The following is a 19,389-nucleotide window of genomic DNA, read 5'->3' as shown; positions in this document are numbered from 1 at the left end:
ACCTCCGGAACAGTTACTCGCGGACCGCCCCTTGGAGCAGCCCACGGACGAAGTGGCGCTGGAGGAACAAGTAGAAGATCACGACCGGGGTCGCGACGATGACGGAGCCGGCCGCCAGCAGGGTGAAGCCGGAGGTGTACTGGCCCTGGAAGAAGGCCAGCCCCAGCGGCGCGGTGCGCAGCGACTCGCTGGTCACCATGATCAGCGGGATGAGGAACTCGTTCCACGTCCACATGAAGACCAGCAAGGTCAGCGTGACGACGGCGGGCCGGGCCGGCGGCACCAGCACCTGCCACAGGATGCGCCACGTCGAGGCGCCGTCGATGCGGGCGGCCTCGACGATGGCCCGGTTGGAGGCCCGGAAGTAGGCCCGCATCCAGAACGTGCCGAACGCCACCGACAGCGCCACCTGCGGCAGCGCCACCGACCAGAACGTGTCGATCAGGCCGAGCGAGCGCAGGTCGAAGTAGAGCGGCACCGCGATGGCCTCGCTCGGCATCATGATCCCGAGCATGAACAGGTAGAACAGCACCGACTGGCCGCGGAAGCGCATGGTGCCGAACGCGTACCCGCTCAGGGTCGACAGCACCACGCTCACGACCACGACGAACGACGACACCGCCAGGCTGGTGCGCAGGTACGTGCCGAACCGCCCGATCTCCCACGCCGCCGTGAAGTTGCCCAGCCCGGAGGTGCCCCCGCTGTCGGCGGGGCCGAGCGCGGCGGCCAGGATCGACACGATGGGGAAGAGCGCGAAGGCGGCGAACGCCGACAGGATCACGTAGTTGGCCACCCGCTCGCCCCGCGAGATCACGACACCCTCCTGTCGGCGAACCGGTTGATCCCGAACGAGATCACGAAGATGACCACGGTGAGCGTGACGCCGATGGCCGCGGCCGAGCCGATCTGGCTGAGCCCGAAGGCCCGGTGGTAGACCTCGTACGACGGCACCGACGTCGAGTCGCCGGGCCCGCCGCGCGTCGTGACGTACACCAGGTCGAACGTGCGCAGCGCGGCGATCACGGTCAGCGTCAGCGCGACGGCGATCTCCCCGCGCACCGACGGAAGCGTGACCGCGAAGAACTCCCTGACCGCGCCCGCCCCGTCCAGCCGGGCCGCCTCGTACAGCTCACCGGGGATGCGGCTCATCCCGGCCAGCAGCAGCACGGTCACCAGCCCGGTCTCGAACCACGTGCCCACCACCCCGACCGCGGGCAGCGCGAACGTGTAGTCGCCCAGCCAGCCCCGCGTCAGCGAGTCGAGCCCGAGCGCGCCGAGCAGGGTGTTGAGCGTGCCGTCGGGCGCGTAGACCCGCCGCCAGGCCACGGCCACCACGACCATGGCCACCACCTGCGGCAGGAACACGACCGTGCGGAAGAAGCCGAGGCCGCGCACCCTGGCGTGGTTGAGGATCGCGGCCAGCCCCAGCCCGATGGCCAGCGGCGCGGCCGCGTAGAACACGACCAGCACCAGCGCGTGGCCGAAGGCCGCCCGCAGCCCCTCGTCGGAGACGATCGCGAGGTAGTTGTCCAGTCCGACCCAGCGGCCGAGCGACAGGCCGTCCCAGTCGTACAGGGACAGCTGCACCGCGCGTCCGATCGGATAGAGCAGGAACGCCGCGTAGACGGCGAACGCCGGCAGCAGGTAGAGGTAGGCGACGCGGCGAGGCTCTCCCGGAGGCCGGCCTCCGGTCATCGGTGGGCTCACCCGTTGCTCTCGACGAAGGTCTTGTAGTCCTTCTCCAACGTGGCCAGGAACTCCTGCGGGGTCTGCTTCTTGGCCAGCAGGTCCTGCAGCGCCGCGCCCAGCGTGTCGGCGAACGTCGGGGTGGCGTAGTCGAGGTACGGCACCAGCCCGTCCTTCGCCGTGACCGTGCCGAACGCGGTGAAGACGTCCTGCTGCGGCCCCGCCGGGACGCTCTGCTGCGCGGTGTCGGCGACCGGCAGGTTGCCGGTGGTGGTGAGCACCTTCATCGCGTCGGCGTTGGTGATGAAGTCGATGTACGCCGCCGCGGCGCCGGGGTTGGCGCTCTTGGCCGTGATCGCGAACGGCAGGCCGGTCCCGCCGGTCGCGACGGGCGGCGCGTCGGCCGTGGCGCCCGGCGGCAGCATGAAGCCCAGGTCCTTGCCCAGCGCCTTCTGCAGGTCGGCGAGCAGCCAGGTGCCGCCGATCAGGAAGACGCCCTCGCCCTTGCCGAACGCCTGCCACGCCGGGTCGTAGCCCTGGCCGTTGAAGCCCTTGTTGAAGTAGCCCTTGTCGACCCAGCCGACGAGCTCCTCGGCGGCCTTGGTGTTCTCCGGCGTGTTCCACGAGGCGCCCTTGCGGCCGAAGGCCAGCGTGCTGATCTGGTCGGCGGGCACGCCGCGGCTCTGCACCGTGCCGAACACGTGGATGGCCGGCCACTTGTCGAGGTTGCCCAGCTGCATCGGCACCTCGCCGGCGGTCTTGGCCTTGGCCAGCGCGGCGTCGAAGTCGGCCCACGTCGCGGGCGGCTGCAGGCCGAGCTTGGTCAGCTTGGCCTTGTTGTAGAAGATGCCGACGACCTCGCCGACCTGCGGCAGGCCGTACAGGTTGCCCTCGCCGAAGATCTTGCCGTCGGCGCTGTAGCTCGAATAGCGCAGCACCGACTGCGGGTAGCGCTTCTTCCACCCGTACGCCTCGGCGTAGGCGTCCAGCGGGCGCAGCTGCCCGGCCTTGACGAACGCGCCCATCGACGAGCGGCCGTTGTTGGCCTCCACGATGTCGGGCGGCTCGTTGCCGCTCAGGGCCAGGCGCAGGGTCGTGTTGAGGTCGTCGAAGGAGCGGCTCACCCGGTTGATCTTGATGTTCGGGTATTTCGCCTGGAAGGCGTCGTTGAGCTGCTTCATCTGGGCGGCCTGCCCGCCGCGTACCTCCTGGTCCCAGATCGTGAGGGTGACGTTGCCGAGCGCCGCGGCGTCGGTGCGCACCGCCGAGGCGGAGGGCTGCGCGGAGGTCGCCGACGGTGGGGCGGAGGATCCGGGGGCGCACGCGGTCACGGCAAGAGCGCTGGCGGCGAGCACGGCGAGCGCTCGGAGCGGGGGGTTCATGGTGTTACTCCTTTTGCGCGGGCACGCGAGGCGTGTCGGGGCCCTCGTCCTCGGGTGGGTTCGGCCGCGTGGTGGGAACCTTGGGGCCGACGTCGGCGTACCGGGCGATGGTCGCGGCCGCGCGGCGCACCGCGCCCACCGGCACGGCGGGCACCAGCTTGTCGAGGAAGGCGTAGCGGCGGGCCAGCGAGTTGCCGTAGGCGCCGCTGTGGTCGGCCGAGTCGCGGACCTCGTGCCACCAGTCGGCGATGTCGCCCCATCCGGGCGCCGCGAGCGAGCCGCCGAACTGCTGCACCGCCAGCGCCGCGCACAGCTGCGCGAACGCCAGGCGGTCGGCCAGCGGCCAGCGCGACAGCGTGCCGAGCACGAACCCCGCGCCGAAGACGTCGCCCGCGCCGGTCGGGTCGAGCGCCGTCACCCGCGGCGCGGGCACGAACGCCTCCTCGCCGTTGGTGGAGTCGATGGCCATTGCGCCGTTGGCCCCGTCGGTCACCACGGCCACGGGGACCTTGTCGGCGATCGCGTAGAGCGCGTCGCGCGGGGTGTCGGCGCCGGTGTAGGCCATCGCCTCGACCGCGTTGGGCATGAACGCGTGGCAGAGCGCGAGCTGGTCCAGCAAGGATGCCGACCAGGCCCCCGACGGGTCCCAGCCCACGTCGGCGAAGATGAGCGAGCCGTCGCGGCGCGCCAGCTCGGCCCAGTTGCAGGGGCTGTCCGGCGAGTCGAGCGGATCGTCGGTGGACAGCGTCACGATCACCGCCTTCGACCGCGGCGGCTTGCCGATCATCTCCGCGGCCGGCAGGGGCGAGGGGTGTCCGTGCGTCACCATGCTGCGGTCGCGGTCGACCGCCATGGAGACCGTCACCGGCGAGTGCCAGTGCTCGAACCGCCGCGACCTGGACAGGTCCACCGACTCCTGCTCCTCGAGCGTGCGCCAGCAGAAGTCGCCGTAGTCGTCGTCGCCGAACGCGGCGGCCAGCGAGGTGCGCAGGCCCAGCCGGCTGGTCGCGATGGCGAGGTTGGCGATGCCGCCGGGGCAGGAGCCCATGCCCTCTGCCCAGATCTCGGTTCCGGCCGCGGGCATCGCGGGCAGACCGGTGAAGATGATGTCCAGAAAGACCGTGCCCGCCAGGAAGACGTCGAACTGCGGCCCCTCCGGGGTGCGCTCGGCGGCGAGAGGGTCGTAGACCTGATTAGACACGGGAATGAGTCCTCCCCGACACATATCGAGATGTGCGCAATCTTGCATGTTTGCTCGCGCACTTCAAGTCTTCCCCTGAGAGTTTTTGGTCAAAGCTGCATACTCCTGCGCGATTTTGACTGATAGACTCGCGCCGTGCTTCAGCGCCTCAGGCATGCCGAGATCATGCGCCGGGTCCGACTCTCAGGCGCCACCAGTGTCAGCGATCTCGCCAGCCAGCTTGGCGTGAGCCCGTCCACCATCCGCAGGGACCTCGAGGTGCTCGACCGCGACGGCACGCTGCGGCGCGTCCGCGGCGGGGCCCTGCTGATCGATGGTGGGCTCCTCGACGGCGAGGTCAGCGTCGACGCCGACGCCGACCGGCCGTTCGCCGAGGTGGCCGAGGTGGACGAGCAGGACAAGGAGGCGGTCGCGGTCCGCGCCGCCGAGCTGGTCTGCGACGGCGACGTGGTCCTGCTCGACATCGGCACGACGACGATGCGGCTGGCCCGGCGGCTGCGCGGGCGCCGCGTCACCGTGGTCACCTCCAGCCTCGCCGTGCTCGACGTGCTGCGCTCCGACCCGGAGGTCGAGCTGCTGCTGCTCGGCGGCATGGTGCGCCGGCCGTACCACTCGCTGGTCGGGGTGCTGACCGAGGCGGCCCTGAGCCAGGTGGTCGCCGACCGCGTGTTCCTGGGCGCCAGCGGCGTGCGGCCGGACGGGCAGCTCGTGGACACCACGCTCGCCGAGGTGCCGCTGAAGCGCGCCATGATCGCGGCGGCGGGCCAGGTGGTGCTGCTCGTCGACCGGCACAAGTTCCCGGGCACCGGCGCGCTGCGGGTGTGCGGGCCCGACGACATCGACGTGATCGTCACCAATGAGGGCGCCGACGAGGCGACGCTGCGCACCTGCGCCGCCGCAGGCGCCGAGGTCCTGCTCACGTGAAAGGGTATCGATGAGACTGGCCGTTCTCGGGGGCGGCGGCTTCCGGGTCCCGCTCGTGTACGGCGCGCTGCTGCGCGAGACCGCCAAGCCGCGCGTGGAGCAGGTGGTCCTGTACGACGTGTCGCCGGACCGGCTGGAGGCCATCCGGCACGTGCTCGGCCAGCTCGCCGCCGGGCACGACGACCCGCCGGAGGTCCTGACCACCACCGACCTGGACACCGCGCTGCGCGACTCCACGTTCGTCTTCTCCGCCATCCGGGTCGGCGGCCTGGCCGGGCGCACCGCCGACGAGCGGGTCGCGCTCGACCTGGGCCTGCTCGGCCAGGAGACGACCGGACCCGGAGGCATCTCCTACGGCCTGCGCACCATCCCGGTTGCGCTCCACGTGGCCGAGCGGGTGGCCGCGCTCGCGCCCCAGGCGTGGGTCATCAACTTCACCAACCCCGCCGGCATGATCACCGAGGCCATGCGGCAGGTGCTCGGCGACCGCGTGATCGGCATCTGCGACTCCCCGATCGGCCTGATCCGCCGGGCCGCCGTCGCGCTCGGGCTCGACCCGGCACGCGTGTCGCCCGACTACGTGGGCCTCAACCACCTCGGCTGGCTGCGCGGCCTCACCTATCAGGGGCGCGACGTGCTGCCCGACCTGCTGGCCGACGAGCCGGCGCTGCGGCAGGTCGAGGAGGCGCGCATCTTCGGCGCCGACTGGGTGCGCACGCTGGGCGCGCTGCCCAACGAATACCTGTACTACTACTACTTCACCCGGGAGTCCGTGGCCGCGATCTCCGGGCAGACCCGCGGGGAGTCGTTGGTCCGGCAGCAGGACGACTTCTACGCCGCCGTGCGGGCGCGTCCCGAGGAGGCGCTGGCTGAGTGGGTCAGGGCGCGCAGGCTGCGCGACGAGTCGTACATGGCCGAGGCCCGCGAACCCACCTCCGCGGGCGCGCGCGACACCGCCGACCTGGAGGCCGGCGGGTACGAGGGCATCGCCCTGGCCCTCATGGCCGCCATCGCCCGCGGCGAGCCCACGTCCATGATCCTCAACGTGCGCAACGGCGCCGCGGTGCCCGGCCTGCCCGCGGACGCGGTCGTCGAGATCCCGTGCGCGGTGGACGGGGCGGGCGTCCGGCCGCTGGCCACCCGCCCCTTGCCCGGTCGCTTCCTCGGTCTCGTGCAGCAGGTGAAGGCGGTGGAGCAGGCCGCCATCGAGGCCGCCAGGTCCGGCTCGGCCCGGCTGGCGGTCGAGGCGTTCGCGCTGCACCCGCTCGTCGACTCGGTCGCGACGGCCCGCAAGCTGCTCGACGGCTACCGGGCGCGCATCCCCGAGCTGGCCGCCGTCATCCCGGGCTCCTCCGACGCGGGCTAGCGCGCCTTCACAGCGGTCAGGCCACCGGCCGTTTCGAAGAGCCGCAGCTCGCGCCCGGGGCGGCACACCAGCTGCAGCCCCACCGGCAGCCCGTCCACCGTGCCCGCGGGCACGGTCAGCGCGGGCAGCCCCAGCACGTTCCACAGGCTCGTCATGGACAGCAGCGCGGGCCGCACGGCGACGGTCCGGCCGTCGACCTCCGTCTCGCGCTCCAGGAGCGGCGGGGCGGTGATCGGCACGGTGGGCAGCGCCAGCACGTCGTGCCGCTCGAACAGCGCCGCCGCGGCCTCGGCGAGCCGGGACCGCGCGGCCACGGCCGCGACGTAGCGCCAGCCGGGTATCTCGGCGGCCGTGCGGAGGCGTTCGAGCAGCTCGGGGTCGAACAGCTCGGGCGCCTGCGCCAGCCGGTCCGCGTGCACGGCCACGGCCTCACAGCTCTGGATCACCGTGTACGTCTCGCGGAACTCCTCGCCCAGCCCCGCCCGCAGCCGCACCTCGTCCAGTCCCGAGAGGGCCAGGCGGGACTCCGCGGTCGCGCGTACCGTGTCCACCACGCGCGGATCCGCGTCGAACAGCTCGGACGGATCGAGCCAGGCCGCCCGCGCGGGCCCGGAGTCCTCGCGTAACTGGGCGGAGGACAGGCAGCGGTAGGCGAGCAGGCAGTCCCGCTCGTCACCGGCCAGGACGCCGACGTGGTCGAAGCTCCGCGCCAGGGGGAACACACCTTCAGCCGATATCGCCCCATAGCCCGGCTTGAACCCGGCGATCCCACACAAAGCCGCCGGAATGCGGACGGATCCGCCCGTGTCGGTGCCGAGCGCGAGCGGCACCAGGCCCGCCGCCACGGCCGCCGCGCTGCCGCCGCTGGAGCCGCCCGACATGCGCGCCGGATCCCACGGGTTGCGCGAGGGGCCGTTGGCCGAGCGGTCGCCCGTGGGGCCGTACGCGAACTCGTGGGTGGTCGTCTTGCCCACGACGACGGCGCCCGCGCGGCGCAGCCGGGTCACGGACTCGGCGTCGGTGTCGGCGACGTACCCCGCGAAATGCCGCGAGCCCATCGTCGCGGGCAGCCCCGCGATCATGAAGAGGTCCTTCACTCCCACCGGCACGCCGTGCAGCGGACCCCGGTCGGTGCCCGCGGCCAGCTCGGCGTCCGCCCGCCGCGCCGCCGCCAGTGCCCCGTCGGCGTCCACGGTGACGAACGCGCCGAGCGCGGGGTCGCGCTCGGCGATGGCCTCGAGCGCCTGCTCGACGAGCTCGGCGGCGGTGGTCCGGCCTTGGCGCAGGTCCTGGGCGAGGCTCGTGACGGTACGGCCGGTGAAGGGGCCGGGGGAGAGCGGCATGGAGTCCTTTCCAGGCATCGTCGGCTGACGGATCCCACTGAACACCACGCACATCGGACGCTCCAGAGCGGGGTTCTCGCTCACGGGGCTAAGATCGGCGGATGTCTCCGCCGCCGTCAGCCGCCCGCCGGGCGTGGGGCTGGACGCGGCTGGTCCTCGCCGTCGCGGTGACCTCGTGCGCGCTGGCCGGCGTCGTGCGGCTGACCGTGCCCGCCACCGCGGGGACGTCGGGGGAGCCGCCCGGGGTGCGGCGGCAGCTGGCGTTCCTGCGCGAGGCCCTGGACGCGGGCGCGGGTGACGAGGCGCAGGCGCTGTTTCCCGAGGGTTACTTCTTCCTGCACGCCCTGTACGGGCTGAGCTGGGTCGAGCTCGGCATGCGCGAGCCGGCGGGCGAACGGTCACGGGCGCTGCGCGAGGCGCGCTGGGCGTTGAGCCGGCTGGACTCGCCCGCCGGGCGGGCTCCGTTCAGCCCCGGCCTCACCCCGCCCTACGGCGTCTTCTACCGGGGATGGACCAACTGGCTGCGCGGCGGGGCGCTGAGCCTGGAGCCGGCCGGGCGGCGCGATCCGGCCGAGGTGCGCCGGTTCGCCGAGGACTCCGCCGCGATCGGGGCCGCGTTCGACGCGTCGGCCTCGCCGTACCTGGCGGCGTACCCGGGGCAGGCCTGGCCGGTGGACTCGACTGTGGCGGTGGCGTCGCTGCGGCTGCACGACGCGATCCTCCCGGCCCGGTTCGGCGGGACCGTCGAACGCTGGCTGCGGGAGGTCAGGCTGCGGCTCGACCCGCGTACCGGGCTGCTGCCGCACCGCGCCGACCCCGGGCCCGGCGGCGAGCCGGCCGAGGTGGCGAGGGGGAGCTCGCAGAGCATGATCCAGCGGTTCCTGGTGGACGTGGATCCGGCCTTCGCCGGCCAGCAGTACGCGCGCTTCCGCGAGCTGTACGTCGCGACCCCGCTCGGGCTCGGGCCCGCCGTGCGCGAGTACCCGGAGGGCGTGGACGGGCCGGCCGACGTGGACTCCGGGCCATTGCCGCTCGGGGTGAGCCTGTCGGCGACCGTGGTCACGCTGGGCGCGGCCCAGGCGCACTCCGACGCCCCGCTGGCCTCGGCGCTGGCCGGCTACGGGGAGCTGGCGGGACTGCCCGTCGACACCCCTTGGACCAAGCGGTACGCCTTCGGGCTGCTGCCCATCGGCGATGCGTTCCTGGCCTGGGCGAAGACGGCGCGGCCGTGGGTGGCGCGGCCGTCGCCGGCGCCGCCCGCGAGCGTCTCGTGGTGGTGGCGGACGCCATTGCTGATGCTGCTCACCGCTCTTGCCGCGGTCCCATGGCTCCCGGCCCTACGCCGCCGCCGCCTCGCCGTCCGTGGCTGAGGTCCCTGGGAGGAGTGGGCTGGTCCGAAGGAGCCGTAGCCGCTGATGGGCCGCGGCCCGGACGGTGGTCCACCGCCCGGGCCGTGGGTCCCTGGGAAGGCCGGGCCTGGTGCCGGCTCGGCGGTGGTGCCGGGGCCGGTGAGGCGGGTCGGCGTACCGCGCCCGGCCGTGGGTGTGCCGGGTGTGGTGGGCGCCCCGCGCTTCGCCGGTGGGCGAGGTGCGCGATGGGCGCGGGGCCGGGCACGGCGAGGGATGGGCCGTGCAGGGACCGGGCTGACGTGGCGGGCCGGGGTGGCGCCGGGATGAAGGGCCGGCCGGGATGAAGGGGCCGGCCGGGGGAAAGGGCAGCCGGGTCAGCGGCTGTTGCCGAGGCGGGAGGAGAGGCGGGTGGCGAGGCGGTCGAGGGAGAGGTTGATCAGGATGAAGATGGCCGCGATGAGGATCGCCGCCGGGATGGTGTTCTTGAAGTTGGCGGCGATCCCGTTCAACCCCCGGTTCACCAGCTCGTCGAAGCCCACGATGAGCCCCAGCGCCGAGTCCTTCAGCAGCACCACGAACTGGCTGACGATGGCGGGCATCATGGCCCGGAACGCCTGCGGCAGCAGGACGAGGCGCATCACCTGCCCCTTGCGCATGCCTATGGCGTGAGCCGCCTCGGACTGGCCGCGGGGCAGGCTCTGCACCCCGGCCCGGATGATCTCCGCGATCACCGAGCCGTTGTAGAGCGTGAGCCCGAAGACGACGGCGGCGAAGGCCGAGATGTTCACGCCGATGAGCATGTACGAGCCGAAGAAGGCGAAGAAGATCAGCAGCAGCAGCGGTACGGACCTGAAGAACTCCACCACCGCGGCCGCGGGCACCCGGATCCACCGGTGGTCCGACAGCCGGGCGGTGGCGAAGACGAGGCCGAACAGCCCCGCCAGCACGACTCCCGCCACGGCCGCGCCGATGGTCCCGGCCAGTCCCGGCAGGATGAACGTGGCCCAGACGTCCCCGCGCAGCAGCGGCGCCCACTTGTCGGCCGTCCACTGCTCCTTGGCGTCGAAGCGCACGTAGACCACGTACGCCAGCGCCAGCAGCACGAGCGCGACGACGCCCGCCAGCAGTCGGTTGCGCCGGATCCCGCGGGGCCCGGGCGCCTCGTAAAGGTTCGCGTAGCTCATCGCGCCACCGCCATCCGCCGCGACAGCCAGCCGAACAGCAGCCCCATCGGCAGGCACAGCAGCACGAACCCGGCGGCGAAGCCGAGGAAGATCTCGAGGACCTGGTCCCCGTACGTCTCGATCATCTCCCGCATCCGCACGGACGCCTCACCCACTCCGACCACGAGCGCGATCGTGGTGTTCTTGGTCAGCGCGATCATGATGCTGCCCAGCGGCGCCACCACGGCGCGGAACGCCTGCGGCAGCGTGATCAGCCCCAGCGTCTTCGTGAAGCCCAGCCCGAGCGACCGGGCCGCCTCCGCCTGCCCGACCGGCACGGTGTTGAGCCCCGACCGCAGGGCCTCACAGACGAACGCCGAGGTGTAGGCGGTCAGCCCGATGACGGCGAGCCAGAAGTTGTTGGTCGCGATGTCGTCCGACAGCTCCACACCGAGCTGCGCCCCGACACCGAGGCCGGTGAACATCAGCACCAGCGTGAGCGGCGTGTTGCGCATCATGGTCACGTAAAAGTTGGCCGCGCCGCGCAGGGAGGCAAGCGGGGCCACCCGCATGGCGGTCAGCAGCGTCCCCAGCACGAGGGAGCCGAGCGCGCTGACCGCCGTCAGCCGTATCGTCATCCAGAACGCGGCGAAGATCGTCTCGCGTTCGAACAGCAGTGCTTCCATGGATCAGTAGCGCTCCAGCTGCGGGGCCTGCGGGAGGGTGAAGCCGGAGGCGCCGACGCTGGCCTGCAGCGCCTTCGTCCAGCTGCCGTCGGAGAACATCTTCTCCAGCGCGTCGTTGATCGCCTTGCGCCCGGCCGTGTCGTCCTTCTTCAGCCCGATGCCGTACTTCTCGGTGCTGAACGGCTGGCCGACGACCTTGAGCTTGCCCCCGTACTGGGCGGCGTAGCCGGCGAGGATGACGTTGTCGGTGGTGAGCGCGTCGAGCTGGCCGCCGAGGACGCGGTCCACGCACGCCGAGTACGTCCGCTCCTCCTGCAGTTGCACCTCCTTGGCGTACTCCGCCTTGACCTTCTGCGCCGGGGTCGAGCCGGCGACCGAGCAGAGCTTCTTGCCGTTCAGCGTCTCGGGCCCGGTCAGCGCCGTGTCGTCGGCCCGGACCAGCAGGGCCTGCCCGGCCACGAAGTACGGCCCGGCGAAGGACACCTTCTGCTTCCTGGCGTCGGTGATCGAGTACGTGGCCACCACCATGTCCACCTGGCCCTGCTCGATGAACGCCTCGCGGTTGGCCGACACCGTCTCCTTGAACGTGACGTCCTTGGCCTCCACGCCGAGCTGCTTGGCCACGTACTTGGCGACCTCGACGTCGAACCCGGCGAAGCTGCCGTCGGGCGTGCGCAACCCCAGCCCCGGCTGGTCGGCCTTCACGCCGACGACCAGCTTCTTGTCGTTCTTGGCCTTGTCGACGATCGAGGCGTTGCTGGCCTCGGCGCTGCCGCAGGCGGTGGCGGTGGCGGCGAGCGCGACCACCGCGAAGGTCGCGTAAAGGGACCTGCCGAACATATGACGGCTCCTTAGTGAGTGAGGATCTTGGCGAGGAAGGACTGGGCGCGCTCGCTGTTCGGGGCGCCGAAGAACGCGTCGGGGGTGTTCTGCTCGACGATCTCGCCCTCGGCCATGAAGACGACCCGGTCGGCCGCGCGCCGGGCGAAGCCCATCTCGTGGGTGACGACCACCATGGTCATGCCCTCGCGGGCCAGCGAGGTCATGACGTCGAGCACCTCGTTGACCATCTCCGGGTCGAGGGCCGAGGTGGGTTCGTCGAAGAGGATCGCCTTGGGGTCCATGGCCAGCGCGCGGGCGATGGCCACCCGCTGTTGCTGCCCGCCGGAGAGCTGGGCGGGGAACTTGGCGGCCTGGCCGCCGATGCCGACCCGGTCGAGCAGTTCCTGGGCCTTGCGCACGGCCTCGGCCTTCGGCCGCTTCAGCACGTGGACCTGCCCGAGGACGACGTTGTCCAGGACGGTCTTGTGCGCGAAGAGGTTGAAGGACTGGAACACCATGCCCACCTCGGCGCGGAGTTTGGCCAGCGCTTTGCCCTCAGCGGGCAGCGGCGTACCGTCCAGGGTGATCGTGCCGGAGTCGATGGTCTCCAAGCGGTTGATCGCCCGGCACAGGGTCGACTTGCCGGCGCCGGACGGGCCGATGATCACGACGACCTCGCCCTGCCGGACTTTCAAGTTGACGTCCCTGAGCACGTGGTGGTCGCCGTAGCGCTTGTTGACCTGGTCCAGGACGATCAGGTCGGCCTCGGTCATGCGTCACGCTCCTTGTCTCGGTCAGCGATGGCGTAACCGTAGGAGCCGTATGTGTCACCGAAAGGCTTGTGCGCGTTCTGCTCAGTGATTGGCCGGTCTGAATTCGATCAGTGTCACGGGGTGATGGGCCGGGAGGAGTCGGACGTCGCGCCGGAGACGCCGATGGTGTCCTTGTAGGCGCGGTCCCACTGCCCGTCGCGCAGCCAGCGGGCGATCAGCCCGTTGAGGTAGTCGCGGAAGACGGTGTCCTGCTTGCGCACCCCCATCCCGTACGGCTCTCGCCCGAACGGCTTGAGCACCAGCCGGAACAGGTCGGGATGCTGGTCGAGCAGGCCGAGCAGGATCGTGTCGTCGGTGCTGATCGCGTCGACCCGCCCGTTCATGAGCGCGGGCACGCAGATGCTGTAGCCGTCCACGACCTCCACGGTCGCGCCCGGCACCTGGGCGCGCAGCCGCTCGCTGGAGGTGGAGCCCTTCGCCGTGCACACGATCTTGCCGTCCAGGTCGGACACGTCGTTGATGGTGGTGTCGGCGACCCTGACCAGCAGGTCCTGCCCGGCGTAGTAGTACGGGTCCGTGAAGGTGACCAGCTGGGACCGGGCCGGAGTGATCGAGTACGTGGCGATGACGAGGTCCACCACGCCCTGCGAGATGAAGTTCTCCCGCTCCCGCGAGACGGTCTCGACGAAGCGGATGTTGCGCTCGCTGCCGGTGAGGTCCTTCGCGATGAGCCTGGCGATCTCGGCGTCGAAGCCGGTGATCCGCCCGCCGGTGGGATCCTTGTAGCCGAACATCGGCTGGTCGAACTTGGTGCCCACGACGAGGACGCCCCGCTCCCTGATCCGCGCCATCGTGGAGCCCTCGGGGAAGGGGTTGTCGCTCCCGCACCCGGCGGCGGCGAGGCAGAGCACGACGGCGAGCAGCGCCCTGAGCCCTCTCATCGCACTCGATACCGGTGCTGGGGGCGACCGGTCGGCCCGTACTTCGGCCGGCCTTCGAGCAGCCCGCGATCGGCCAGATGTTCCAGGTAGCGGCGGGCGGTGGCGCGGCTGACGCCGATCATCCCGGCCAGCTCGTTCGCCGACACGTCCTCCGGGACGGCGGCCAGCGCGTCCAGCACGGCCTGCTCGGTCGCCGCCGAGATGCTCTTCGGCCGGACGCCCTGGTCGAGGTGGAGCGTGCGGAAGATGCGGTCGATCTCCTGCTGCTCGGCGAACCGGTCGCCCGACTCCAGTTGCTCGGCCGTGGCGGCGTAGCGCAGCAGCGTCTGCTCGAGCGTGCCCGCCCTGGTCGGCTTGACCAGGTAGTAGAGGGCGCCGCGCTGCATGGCCGCGCGTACCGTGGCCGACTCCTTGCGTCCGGAGATCACGATGATGTCGATGGGCGGCTGCTCGGGCCGCCGCAGCCGGTGTGCCACCTCCAGCCCCGGCAGGTCGGGCAGGTGCAGGTCCAGCAGCACCAGCCGGGGCGCGAAGCGGCCGGCGGCGGCGAGCGCGGCCTGTCCGGTGTGCGCGATCCCGACCACTCTGAACCCGAGTACTCTGTTCACCTGCGCGTGCAGGGCCGCCGTGACGACCGGGTCGTCGTCCACGATGAGAACGGTGATGTCCCGCGGCTCAGGCACCGCCACTCCTCGTCCAGATGCAGTTTTTACAAATCAGAGTGAGCTTAGGCAGGTTTTGTTACAAACGCTCAAGTTTTGCGCGTTCTGCTCACCGTGATCCGCCGTCAATGCCCTCTTCCTCTTAATCTGTAGCCGAACCGACAGGAAGGGAAGGACGGACGCCGGTGAGATGGGTGCTCGCGGTGACTGCCCTGTGGACGCTGCTCGGCCTGCTGCCCCTGGCGCTGCTGACCTCCTCCAGTATCTCCCTGTCGGAGAACGCCGTGCGCGACGAGGTCGACGACCGGGTCAGGATCACCGCCTCGGTGAGCCGGGTCGTGGTCGAGCAGCAGATGGGCTCCCTGGAGCAGCTCGTCACCGCGTTCGCGCAGCGGCCCGTCATGCGGGACACGATGGAGCACGCCACCCCCGAAGTCATGCGCACTCACCTCGGAGAGCTCAAGGAGCTGCGCGACGGCATCAGCGGGCTGATCCTGGTCTCGTCGGAAGGACGCATGCTCGGCGCTGAGCCGAAGACCGTGCTGCCCCAGGACCTCACCGCCACCGACTGGTACCGCGCCGTGCGCGACCGGCGGGCGGCCCACATCTCCCAGGCGTACACGCCCACGATGATCGACGTGTCCAGGGCGGTCGCGGTGGCCGCGCCGATCCCGAGCGCCGACGGCAAGCGCATGCTCGGCATCCTCGCCGTCGTCTACAGCCTGGACGCCATCCAGGAGTTCGCCAAGGAGGCCGCCGAGGCGCAGGACATCCAGCTGCTGATCACCGACCGGGCCGGCGTGCTCGTCGCCGACCCCCGCAGGAAGCTGCTCGCGCTCACCTCCCTGCGCGAGGATCCCCGGGTGGACGCCGCGCTCGACGGCCGCACCTGGAACGGCATGTTCAGCGGCGTCGACGGCACGGTGCTGTCGGCGTCCGAGCCGATCCCGGGCATCGGCTGGACGGTCACCGCCGAGGTGTCCGCCGCCGAGGCGCTGGCCTCGGCCGAGCGGCTCAGGACGAACGTCATGACCGTCGCGGCCCTGCTGGCCCTGCTCATCCTCATCGGCCTGGGCCTGCAGATCCACACCACGCGTGGCCGCCGCCGCGCGCAGGCCACGCTGGCCAGGTACGCGGCCGAGCTGGCCGCCGCCAGGGACGAGGCGGTCAGCGCCTCCAGCGCCAAGTCCGAGTTCCTGGCCAAGATCAGCCACGAGATCCGCACCCCGATCAACGGCGTGCTCGGCATGAACTCCCTGCTCATGGGCACCCGGCTGGACGACGAGCAGCGCCACTACGCGACCACGGCCCAGGAGTCGGCCCAGAACGTGCTGCGCCTGCTCGACGACTTCCTCGACCTGTCCAGGATCGAGGCGGGCCACCTCCAGGTCGACGCGGTGCCGTTCGACCTGCCGCGGCTGTGCGACGAGGTGGTCGCGCCGTTCGCGCCGCACGCGTACGAGCAGGGGCTCTGGCTCACGCTGCGGCTCGACGACGGCGTGCCCCGGCAGGTGGCGGGCGACCCGGCGCGGCTGCGTCAGATCCTCACGAACCTGGTGGGCAACGCGCTGAAGTTCACCGTCCAGGGCGGGGTGGACCTGCACGTCACCCTCGAGGAGGGCGAGCCCGGCGACGCGCGGGCGGTGCTCAGGTTCGCGGTCGCCGACACCGGGATCGGGGTGGGGCCCGGCGACCGGGAGAAGGTGTTCGGCGTCTTCCGGCAGGTCGACTCGCCGATCACGCGCAGGACCGGCGGCAGCGGCCTGGGGCTGGCCATCGGCCGGCAGCTCACCGAGCTCATGGGCGGGGAGATCGGGCTCGACAGCGTGGAGGGCGTGGGCAGCCGGTTCTGGGTGCGCCTGCCGGTCGACGTGCTGACCTGGTCGGAGCCGTCGGTCGAGGCCCTGCAGGGCAGACGCGCGCTCGTCGCCGACCCGCGGCCCGAGGACCGCGCGCTGGCCGTGCGGTTCCTGGCGGGCTCCGGGCTCGACGTGGAGGAGACCGCGGACTCCGCCCTGGAGCTGCTGCGGGCCGCCGCGGCGGGCGGGCGGCCGTACGAGCTCGCGGTCGTCGCCCTCGACCTCGGCACCGACGCCGAGTCGACCGCGCACGTGATCCTCACGGACCCGCTGCTCCAGGCCACCAGCGTGGTCGTGGTCGTCACGCCCGGACGTTCGGGCTTCGCCTGGCCCGGCGCCGCGGGGGAGCGGGCCGTGCAGTCGATCACCCGGCCGCTGAGCCGCCGCCGCCTGCTGGCCGCGGTGGAGAACGCCCTGGTCACCGCCGAGTGCCCCGGCGAGCCGCGCGAAGGCGTGGAGCTCGCGGGCAGGGACGGCGGCGCGCGGATCCTGGTGGCGGAGGACGACGAGGTCAGCCGCCAGGTCGCGATGCTCGTGCTGCGCCAGGCCGGGCACGAGGTCGAGGTGGTGGACGACGGCGAGCAGGCCGTGCGCGCCGTGCTGGCCGGGGGCTACGACCTGGTGTTCATGGACTGCCAGCTGCCCGTGCTCGACGGGCTGGCCGCGACCGAGGAGATCAGGCGGCGCGAGGACGCGCACACCCCGATCATCGCGATGACCGCGGCGGCGATGCCGGACGACCGGATCCGCTGCCTGGCGGCCGGGATGGACGACCACCTGGCCAAGCCCGTGGACTGGCCGCGCGTGCTCGCCAGCATCCCGGAGTGGGCGGCGTACTCCGGGCTCCCGCCCGAGCTGGTGGGCCTGTCGCCGGAGGCGCTCGCCGACGTGGCGGAGGCGTACCTGGCCACCGCCACGCGGACGTACGAGGAGCTGCGGCAGGCGGCGCAGGCCGGCGACGTGGCGGAGGTGGCCGCGCTCGCGCACCGGCTCAAGGGCAGCTGCGCGACCGTGGGGGCGGCCCGCGAGGCCGAGCTGTGCCGGCGCGTCGAGGATCGTGCGCGTACGGGCGCCGTCGACGGCGAGCCGCTCGACGAGCTGGGCGAACTTCTCAAGGTGACGCCGGCGTGGATGAACAATCCGTAGCCACTTGTTAACACCTGAGAAATTTGTCAACGTTAGTGTCGCGTTGTTACTAGTCGTGTTTGTTTGTAGTGATTGGAGGGTTGATGGCTGATTCGTCTGGTGAGCCCAGTCCAACGACCTCCCCCAGCCCGACGTCCTCCCCGACGCCCACCCCGTCCCCGACGGGCACCCCGACGGGCACCCCGACGGGCACCCCGACGGGCACCCCGACGGGCACCCCGACGGGCACCCCCACTCCCACGCCCACGGGGCCGACGAGCCCGAGCCCTACCCCCACGGGCTCCCCGAGCCCCACCCCTTCGGGCTCTCCGACGCCCACCCCGTCTCCTTCGGGCACGCCCACCCCCTCCTCCACGCCCACCTGGTCGCCCGTTCCGGCGCCCACCTGGTCGCTCACCCCTCCGGTGCAGGAGCCGTCTCCCCGCCCGACCCCGACCCAGGAGCCGGTCCAGCGCCCGAACACCCCCGGCGACGGCCTGAAGATCGACTGGACCTCGATCCGCCGCCTGGCCAGGCTCTTCGACAAGACCGGCGACGACGTCGTGGCGCTGCACCGCGGCTCCACCTCGCTGGCCACCACCTCCGACCTGGTCGGCGGCGACGAGGACGGGCGCGCGTTCGCCGAGTGGTACAGCGACGGCTACGACTCGCTCACCGAGGCGATGCGGCGCATCGCCGACAAGAACTTCAGCTCGGCGGGGAACTTCCGCGACCTCGAGAAGTTCTGGGACTTCCTGGAGCAGGAGATCATCAACACGCTGCCCAAGATCCCCGACCTTCCCGCGCCGCCGATCCCGCAGGCCCCGCCGCTCAAGGAAGGCGCCTGATGTTCGACCCCTTCCAGGCGCTGGCCTGGTTCGCCGACGTACACGTGCCGGTGGCCGACGTGAGCAACCTGCGGGACCGTGCCAAGGCGCTGCGCGCGCTGGCAGAGTCCATCGGGAAGGTCGCCCACCAGACCGACACCGGCGTCGCCGAGGCGCGCAAGGCGAACGACAGCCGCTCCGTGGACCGCTTCGCCGACGTGTGGCCGAAGGAGCTCGCCCCCCGCTACGCCGCGCTCCAGGAGGAGTTGCTGGACCTGGCGGCGGGCTGCGAGGAGTACGCCGACGCCGTGGAGGAGCACCGCGAACAGCTGCGGATCATCGGCACGTACCTCGCCGCCATGGCCTTCACGATGATGTTCGGCTTCGTCTACCCCGCGGCCAGGGTCGCGGCCGAGAAGGTGTTCAGATGGCTGGTGTCCAGGGCCAAGCTGGAGCGCACGATCTTCCAGAAGATCACCAAGCTGATCCTGGAGACGCGGATGGGCAAGCGCCGCGTCGGCAACTACTTCGTCCGTGAGGGGCTCGACGCGCTGGCCGACTCCGTGCTGTGGACCGTTCTCAAGACCGGCGTGCACGCGGGCAGCTCGGCGGCCACGGGACAGCCGATGGGCAACCTCTGGGAGTACGCGGGCAAGCACTTCGCGGCCGAGATGGCCTACAACGGCGGCATCAAGGCGCTGAGCGACGTGCGCAGGTTCTTCCCCGCCACGAAGGTCACCGAGACGCTGCTGGGCTCGGACCCCGCGGGCAAGTTCTTCCGCCGCACGCTCTCGGCCGCCACCATCTACCCCCTGGTCGCCGGTGGATCGATGTCGGAGCAGGGCGCACTCCGCTCGGCGCTGGCGCACGCGCCCAGGGCCTTCATCTTCAAGCGTTGAGTGAGTGAGGAACACCGATGACGACACCCCGTACCGGAGACCCGGAGCTCGACCGCGCGCTGGCCGAGATGGCGGCGCGGACGGCCGAGCTCGAGGAGGTGAGCCGCCTGCTGGAGGAGACCCGGGGGCGCGGCGAGAGCGCCGGCGGGCAGGTCGCCGTCGAGCTCAAGCCCACCGGCTCGCTGGCCGGGCTGCGCATCGACCCGCGGGCGATGCGGCTGGGCTCGCAGGCGCTGGCGGACGCCATCGTGGAGGCGTTCCGGCGGGCCGAGGATGACGTGGCCGGACAGTCGTACGACCTGGCGAGGACGGTCTTCGGCACCTGACCGCCGCGAGGTTGGCGCGATATGGGGTGAATGGCAAGCTTGGTGCCGTGCGTGT

Annotated in this window: 19 protein-coding genes; 7 read left to right on the top strand and 12 right to left on the bottom strand. The window is 71.7% G+C overall.

Annotated features, from left to right (window positions below; translation table 11 throughout):
- Window positions 1–13: 13 nt before the first annotated feature.
- From ACIBI9_RS36050 to ACIBI9_RS36035, 4 genes are read right to left on the bottom strand one after another with little or no spacing between them, the layout of a single operon-like run.
- On the bottom strand, window positions 14–814 hold the full coding sequence (locus tag ACIBI9_RS36050) for a carbohydrate ABC transporter permease (protein ID WP_397228815.1): 801 nt from the start codon (window positions 812–814) through the stop codon (window positions 14–16).
- Complete coding sequence (locus tag ACIBI9_RS36045; RefSeq protein ID WP_397228813.1) at window positions 811–1,695, bottom strand: carbohydrate ABC transporter permease; 885 nt, start codon at window positions 1,693–1,695, stop codon at window positions 811–813. Before ACIBI9_RS36045 ends, ACIBI9_RS36050 begins: the two co-directional genes overlap by 4 nt.
- A gap of 8 nt (window positions 1,696–1,703) precedes the next feature.
- Window positions 1,704–3,068 (bottom strand): extracellular solute-binding protein, encoded by a 1,365-nt coding sequence (locus ACIBI9_RS36040; protein ID WP_397228811.1) that lies wholly within the window; start codon window positions 3,066–3,068, stop codon window positions 1,704–1,706.
- 4 nt (window positions 3,069–3,072) lie between these two features.
- Complete coding sequence (locus tag ACIBI9_RS36035) at window positions 3,073–4,269, bottom strand: carbohydrate kinase family protein (protein WP_397228809.1); 1,197 nt, start codon at window positions 4,267–4,269, stop codon at window positions 3,073–3,075.
- A gap of 135 nt (window positions 4,270–4,404) precedes the next feature.
- On the opposite strand from ACIBI9_RS36035, the gene ACIBI9_RS36030 reads away from it, so the two are divergent.
- Complete coding sequence (locus tag ACIBI9_RS36030; protein ID WP_397228807.1) at window positions 4,405–5,193, top strand: DeoR/GlpR family DNA-binding transcription regulator; 789 nt, start codon at window positions 4,405–4,407, stop codon at window positions 5,191–5,193.
- Between the two features lie 10 nt (window positions 5,194–5,203).
- Complete coding sequence (locus ACIBI9_RS36025; protein ID WP_397228805.1) at window positions 5,204–6,559, top strand: 6-phospho-beta-glucosidase; 1,356 nt, start codon at window positions 5,204–5,206, stop codon at window positions 6,557–6,559.
- Here the strand turns inward: ACIBI9_RS36025 and ACIBI9_RS36020 are convergent.
- Window positions 6,556–7,986, bottom strand: a complete 1,431-nt coding sequence (locus ACIBI9_RS36020) for an amidase (protein WP_397228803.1) — start codon at window positions 7,984–7,986, stop codon at window positions 6,556–6,558. The genes ACIBI9_RS36025 and ACIBI9_RS36020 overlap by 4 nt on opposite strands.
- A 17-nt stretch (window positions 7,987–8,003) precedes the next feature.
- Here ACIBI9_RS36020 and ACIBI9_RS36015 point away from each other — a divergent pair, with 17 nt between their 5' ends.
- Window positions 8,004–9,272 (top strand): hypothetical protein, encoded by a 1,269-nt coding sequence (locus tag ACIBI9_RS36015; RefSeq protein WP_397228801.1) that lies wholly within the window; start codon window positions 8,004–8,006, stop codon window positions 9,270–9,272.
- A 353-nt stretch (window positions 9,273–9,625) separates the two neighbouring features.
- Here ACIBI9_RS36015 and ACIBI9_RS36010 read toward each other — a convergent pair whose 3' ends face one another.
- From ACIBI9_RS36010 to ACIBI9_RS35985, 6 genes are all read right to left on the bottom strand, one after another.
- The gene (locus tag ACIBI9_RS36010) at window positions 9,626–10,435 is read right to left on the bottom strand and encodes an amino acid ABC transporter permease (protein WP_397228799.1); all 810 of its coding nucleotides are present in this window, start codon (window positions 10,433–10,435) and stop codon (window positions 9,626–9,628) included.
- Complete coding sequence (locus ACIBI9_RS36005) at window positions 10,432–11,100, bottom strand: amino acid ABC transporter permease (RefSeq protein WP_394491781.1); 669 nt, start codon at window positions 11,098–11,100, stop codon at window positions 10,432–10,434. Before ACIBI9_RS36005 ends, ACIBI9_RS36010 begins: the two co-directional genes overlap by 4 nt.
- Window positions 11,101–11,103: 3 nt before the next feature.
- Window positions 11,104–11,940 (bottom strand): glutamate ABC transporter substrate-binding protein, encoded by an 837-nt coding sequence (locus ACIBI9_RS36000; protein ID WP_397228796.1) that lies wholly within the window; start codon window positions 11,938–11,940, stop codon window positions 11,104–11,106.
- Between the two features lie 11 nt (window positions 11,941–11,951).
- Entirely contained in the window at window positions 11,952–12,695 is a 744-nt protein-coding gene (locus ACIBI9_RS35995) for an amino acid ABC transporter ATP-binding protein (protein ID WP_318787583.1), read from the bottom strand.
- Window positions 12,696–12,808: 113 nt separating this feature from the next.
- A complete protein-coding gene (locus ACIBI9_RS35990; protein ID WP_397228794.1) occupies window positions 12,809–13,636 on the bottom strand; it encodes a glutamate ABC transporter substrate-binding protein in 828 nt (275 codons plus the stop codon).
- Complete coding sequence (locus ACIBI9_RS35985) at window positions 13,633–14,319, bottom strand: response regulator (protein WP_394491788.1); 687 nt, start codon at window positions 14,317–14,319, stop codon at window positions 13,633–13,635. The genes ACIBI9_RS35990 and ACIBI9_RS35985 overlap by 4 nt, the downstream gene beginning before the upstream one ends.
- A 164-nt stretch (window positions 14,320–14,483) precedes the next feature.
- Here ACIBI9_RS35985 and ACIBI9_RS35980 point away from each other — a divergent pair, with 164 nt between their 5' ends.
- Window positions 14,484–17,303: a response regulator gene (locus ACIBI9_RS35980; protein WP_397228792.1), complete on the top strand. Its 2,820-nt coding sequence runs from the start codon at window positions 14,484–14,486 to the stop codon at window positions 17,301–17,303.
- A 49-nt stretch (window positions 17,304–17,352) separates the two neighbouring features.
- Here the strand turns inward: ACIBI9_RS35980 and ACIBI9_RS35975 are convergent, their stop codons facing one another.
- Window positions 17,353–17,700 (bottom strand): hypothetical protein, encoded by a 348-nt coding sequence (locus ACIBI9_RS35975; RefSeq protein WP_397228790.1) that lies wholly within the window; start codon window positions 17,698–17,700, stop codon window positions 17,353–17,355.
- A 7-nt stretch (window positions 17,701–17,707) separates the two neighbouring features.
- Here ACIBI9_RS35975 and ACIBI9_RS35970 point away from each other — a divergent pair, with 7 nt between their 5' ends.
- From ACIBI9_RS35970 to ACIBI9_RS35960, 3 genes are read left to right on the top strand one after another with little or no spacing between them, the layout of a single operon-like run.
- Window positions 17,708–18,130: a hypothetical protein gene (locus ACIBI9_RS35970; protein WP_397228788.1), complete on the top strand. Its 423-nt coding sequence runs from the start codon at window positions 17,708–17,710 to the stop codon at window positions 18,128–18,130.
- Window positions 18,130–19,008: a hypothetical protein gene (locus ACIBI9_RS35965; RefSeq protein WP_397228786.1), complete on the top strand. Its 879-nt coding sequence runs from the start codon at window positions 18,130–18,132 to the stop codon at window positions 19,006–19,008. The genes ACIBI9_RS35970 and ACIBI9_RS35965 overlap by 1 nt, the downstream gene beginning before the upstream one ends.
- A 17-nt stretch (window positions 19,009–19,025) precedes the next feature.
- The gene (locus ACIBI9_RS35960; RefSeq protein ID WP_397228784.1) at window positions 19,026–19,334 is read left to right on the top strand and encodes a YbaB/EbfC family nucleoid-associated protein; all 309 of its coding nucleotides are present in this window, start codon (window positions 19,026–19,028) and stop codon (window positions 19,332–19,334) included.
- Window positions 19,335–19,389 lie beyond the last annotated feature (55 nt).

It is taken from the genome of Nonomuraea sp. NPDC050451 (assembly GCF_044458585.1).
The sequence above is the reverse complement of the archived record's forward strand: the minus strand, read 5'-3'. Positions and strand labels throughout refer to the sequence as shown.